Raw genomic sequence first — 4598 nt, 5'->3', positions numbered from 1 at the left:
GCTCCGCTCGCGCGGGGGGACCCCCATGGGCACCGCGAAGCCGTGATCGGCGCCCGGCACCTCCAGCAGTTCGGTCATCTGCTTGCGCACGGCCGCGTCGCTGGGGGCTTCGTAGGCCCGGCGCAGCGCCTCCTGGTCACGCACGGCGTCGAGGCGGAGCGAGTCGAAGGCACTGCTGGCAAGGGGTGTCGTCATGTCTCCGACCCTAGTGGGCCAGCCTGCGATTGATCTTGGTCGGTGAGTGCGGGGACATAGAGACGGCCTCGCGAGTTGTCTGGTACGTGAAGATCAGACAGGCTCGCGCGGCCATGTCCCATCCTGCCTTCTGCGGGCTGTCGCGCCCACATCTGGGCCAGTTGGTCGCGGAACTCGCCCCGCGCTGGGTGGCGCGCTGTGAGTCCGGGCGCCATGAGCGACGTGAGGGCGACCGTGGGCGGGAGGCGGAAGCCGGGCCGAAGTACGAACTGATCTTCACCGACCGGCTCCTGGTTACACTGGTCATCTGCGGACTGGGCTCACCCATGAGGCGTTGGGCGTGCTCTACGAGGTGGGGTCCTCCACGATCGGCCGGGCGATCCGGGAGGTCCGCCCGCTGCTGGCGGACCGTGGGTTCGCCGTCCCCGACCGGCCCGGCATCCGGCTGCGGACCCTGGAGGATGTGTTCGCCTATGCCGCGGCTGAGGGCGTCACCTTGCGGATCGACGGGATGGAAACCCAGGTCCGCCGCCCGCACGCGGGCCGTCCCGGCCGGCGGGCCTTTGTCTCCGGTCAAGCGCAGGCAGAACACCGTCAAGACCACCACGATCAGTGATGGTCAGGGCCGCACCCTGTGGTGCGGGGCCCAGCGTCCAGGTCGGATGCACGACCAGACCGCCGTGCGCACCGAGGGCATCGCCGAGCAGTTCCACCGGCACCCCGGCGTGAAGGCCGAGGTCGACGGCGGCTACCGCGGCCTGGCCAACGAGTTCCCCGACCAGGTCAGCGCCCCGCCCAAGAAACCGAAGGGCATGAAGGCTCCGAACGAGGGGCCGGTCACCGAGCGGTACGGCTGGCGCGAGATGAAACGCCGCCAGTCCTCCCGCCGGATCTGCGTTGAGCACGCCAACGCCGAAGTCCGGCAGTGGCGCCCGTTCCAGCGGTACACCGGCCGCCGCGAGACCTGTGGCGAGACCCACCTCGCCATCGCCGCCCTGGTCTCCGACCGCGCCGCCAAGCGGCCCACCCGGCACAAACCCAGCACCGAGCTGGTGCACGTCCGCACAACAGCCTGCTGAACCACCAGCCAGCCGAACCCGCAGGCCAACACGCCCCAGGACCAATCGCGGGTCAGCCCGTAAGCCCCGGGGGTGCGTTCGACCCAGGAGTTCTGCCGTGTATCGGGCCCAGTTGCCCAATCGCTAATCTGTTCGCGTGACATCGAACGAAGACCGGCAGTTTCCCGACGCGCTCAACGCTGCCATGGCGGTCCGGTTCGACTACGCCGGCGGTGACGGTGTCGACTTCGAACCGTTCGCGGCCTTCCTGTCTGCCGATGAGACAACCGACTGGTTCCGAGCGTGGACCCGCAACGGCGAGCTGAATGGCGACGACTTCCGCGTGTTCGGCCAGGATGGCTCCGGCGGGTACGCCGCGTTCTGGCTGGTCCGCCCGGGCAGGGAACTGGCCGAGCAGCTTGTCGTCTTCCTCGGCTCCGAAGGGGAGACCGGCGTCGTCGCATGCAACCTGGGCGCCTTCTTGTGGCTGCTGGCCGACGGCTTCGGCCCTCGGGAGGCAGCCGCCTCGCACGAGCCCGACTGGACCCCACACCCCAATCGTGAGCTGACGGCCATCGCTGAGCAATTCACACTAGACCGCCCCGAAACGGCAGTTTCTGTGATTGGGCAGGCCACGCGAGAGTTCCCCGACTTCGACGACTTCATCATGGAGCTCTGCCGCTGAATGCGATCGCCCGAGACCAGAGGCGAATCGGACCAGATCGCTTGAGACGTGGACCACATCAGCGGAGACGGGACACCTGCGGACTGAGTCCAGGCGGTGGCGGTCTCGGGGTCGATCCCCAGCAGATCCCGTCTTTGCCGATTCGTGCCACCGAAATTTGATCAGTGTCGGAGTTCGCGCGCATCCTCCAGTCACTGAGCAGTTAGGACGGGCGCAGTACCTGGGTGCCCGGCCGGCTCAGGAGCCCGCCTCGGCATGCTGAAAACTGCGACGTCTCCCCGGTGCGTCTTCGTGTGGTCGCCGCGCTCTACGGCCTCCATCGCGACCCGACAGCGCTCCTCGAAGGCGGCCACCACCTGCCGGGTGTCGACATTGTGCGCGCTACGGAGGATCTCGGCCGCCAGAAGGAGATTGGTGTTCTCAGTCTGATGACCGGCGTGCGCTTCCACTGTCGCGTACAGGTACCGGAGGAGAGGTTCACGGGCCTCCGAGCGTATCCAGGTCAGGCGGGCTGCCTTTTCCACTAGATCTGTACCGAACAAGCCGGCACCGTTATATAGATCATGCGCTTCTGGACAGAGAAGTAGCACGTTGTCCAAGCAATGAAAGCGCCGCTCGGCTATGTGCTGCGGGAACGAACGACCTCTCCAGGACCCGGGGCTGACCGAGGGCCATCCCCTTGACGATCCTGACGCTGCGGCTCTCTCCTGGCATCGCAGCAAGCACAAGACGGATCATGCAGAAGGGTTCGACCGGCTGACTGAAGGGCGACTCCAGATCGCCCATGTGCGTAGGCTGCGGTGATGTCGCCGTGATGTGTGACCCCCACCCGGCGGGCACCTTTGCGTTGGTAGGACGGCCCCGGCCCGCAGGTGAGCGCGGCACTTGGCGAAACTCGCCAATTGAAGGGTTGTGACCGCTCTTCCGTGATGACTACGGCTGGAGAAGCAGGCACTGTCTGAGGTTGGGTGACCGGATGGAGCGGATCGAGGCCGGGGAACGATGCGGTATTCCGTCTGCCTGAGCGTAGGTTCCCTGGCGTGTTGATCCAGGGCTATTCCCTGTCGACCAACCGGGACGACGTGGCCGGCATCGTGGAAGCCTGCGATCAGGGCGATGTCGGCGAAGCTCGCGAGGCTGCGCCCCTTCGGCAGCCCGGCGGTGGCGGCGTCCGTCCCCCGGAACGGGGGGCCGCCCCCGATCGCCGCGCCACGGTGATCATCTCGGCGGACGGATCGACGGCGTCAACCTCGTAACCCCGCGCCACGAGCCGCCGGGCGAAACGACCGGTGCACAGCCGATGTCGAGGGTGGTACGTCCCTGTTTCGGCAGCTTCCGCAGCATGGTAGTGGTCGTTGTACAACCAATGTGCGCGCCGAGCGGTCTCGTGCGGTGACCATGTCACCGTAACGGGAAGGTGTCCTGATGTTTTCCGTACGTTCGTACGTCCGTTGGGCAGGACCGCTCGCAGTGGGCCTGATCGCCCTGGGAGTCGGACCGCTGGGCGCGGCGGGCGTCGCGGCGACCGTGCCCGCCGCGCCCGTAGGCGACGACTTCAATGGCGACGGCTACCAGGACCTTGCCGTCGCCGCAAGCCACGCCACCGTCGACGGGAAGAGCGGGGCCGGCTATGTGGCGGTGATGTACGGCGGTCCACACGGCCTGTCCGCGAACGGACGGACCGTCATCAGCCGTGCCACCACAGGCATCCCGGGCAGCCCTGCCAAGAACGAGTACTTCGGAACGCCGTCGGCCAAGGGCGACCTCGACGGAGACGGCTACGCGGATCTGGTCGTCGGCCCGGTCATCGTCTGGGGCGGGCCCCATGGCCTGTCCGGGGGCACGTCGCTGCCCGGCGGGAGCGGCGGGACTGTCGCGTCCGGCGACTTCGACGGCGACGGCAGGCTCGACCTGGCGCTGTTCAGGATCACCAGAGCCGGAGGCGGTGACGACCCCGGCGACTCCATCGGCACCGTCTGGCACGGCCCGTTCAGCCGCTCGGGCACCCCAGTCCGCACGACCACGCTCGACCCCGAGAAGCTGCGCGGCATCGAGGTGTCGAGCGGCGCGAACGGGGACGTCAACGGCGACGGCCGCGACGACCTCGTCGTCGACGGATACGGCGGCGACGGCAACTTCGGCTCGAAGTTCTTCCTCGGCTCGCCCGAGGGCCTGATCTACAGCGGCACCGCCGCTCCGGGCGGCGGGCGCGCCGTCGCGCTGGGCGACGTCAACGGCGACGGGTACGACGACATCGTCGCCGGGCGCGAGGCGATGGACGAGATCGAGGTCGCCTACGGCTCGGCCTCCGGAATCGGCCACTCGGAGACCTGGAAGACGTTCACGCAGGACACCCCCGGCGTTCCCGGCGCCTACGAGGAGAACGACGCCTTCGGGGCCTCGGTGGCCGTCGGGGACATCACCGGCGACGGCATCGACGACGTCGCCGTCGGCGCGCCCGGCGAGAGCCTCGGCGAGACCGGTCGGCAGGAGGCCGGTGTCGTCACCGTCCTGCGCGGCAGCCGCTCCGGCCTGACGGGCACCGGCGCCCAGGCCATCACCCAGGACAGCCTATCAAGCCGTTTCTGCGTCCGTCGCAGTGTCGCTACTCCGGCGTCCAACCGGGACAACTGCTCTTCGAGGACCTCGACAATGCGATG

Annotated in this window: 5 protein-coding genes and 1 pseudogene; 5 read left to right on the top strand and 1 reads right to left on the bottom strand. The window is 68.2% G+C overall.

Annotated elements, in window-relative coordinates:
• A pseudogene (locus tag ABZ646_RS40575) lies at positions 1 to 195 on the bottom strand (hypothetical protein); the annotation flags it as partial.
• A gap of 340 nt (positions 196 to 535) precedes the next feature.
• Between ABZ646_RS40575 and ABZ646_RS40570 the strand changes: the two are divergent.
• From ABZ646_RS40570 to ABZ646_RS40550, 5 genes are all read left to right on the top strand, one after another.
• Positions 536 to 811 (top strand): hypothetical protein, encoded by a 276-nt coding sequence (locus ABZ646_RS40570; protein WP_360530997.1) that lies wholly within the window; start codon positions 536 to 538, stop codon positions 809 to 811.
• Positions 759 to 1274 carry a transposase family protein gene (locus ABZ646_RS40565; protein ID WP_360530994.1) on the top strand — a complete coding sequence of 172 codons (516 nt, stop codon included), beginning with the start codon at positions 759 to 761 and terminating at the stop codon, positions 1272 to 1274. The genes ABZ646_RS40570 and ABZ646_RS40565 overlap by 53 nt, the downstream gene beginning before the upstream one ends.
• Positions 1275 to 1410: 136 nt before the next feature.
• Positions 1411 to 1938, top strand: coding sequence for an SMI1/KNR4 family protein (locus ABZ646_RS40560; protein WP_360530991.1), 528 nt, complete (start codon positions 1411 to 1413; stop codon positions 1936 to 1938).
• A gap of 1040 nt (positions 1939 to 2978) precedes the next feature.
• Positions 2979 to 3194, top strand: coding sequence for a hypothetical protein (locus ABZ646_RS40555; protein ID WP_360530988.1), 216 nt, complete (start codon positions 2979 to 2981; stop codon positions 3192 to 3194).
• A gap of 169 nt (positions 3195 to 3363) precedes the next feature.
• Positions 3364 to 4598, top strand: a 1235-nt coding sequence (locus ABZ646_RS40550) for an FG-GAP and VCBS repeat-containing protein (RefSeq protein ID WP_360530985.1), incomplete at its 3' end; no start/stop codon positions are given.

Source organism: Streptomyces sp. NPDC007162 (assembly GCF_040634175.1).
Classification (GTDB): domain Bacteria; phylum Actinomycetota; class Actinomycetes; order Streptomycetales; family Streptomycetaceae; genus Streptomyces.
The sequence above is the reverse complement of the archived record's forward strand: the minus strand, read 5'-3'. Positions and strand labels throughout refer to the sequence as shown.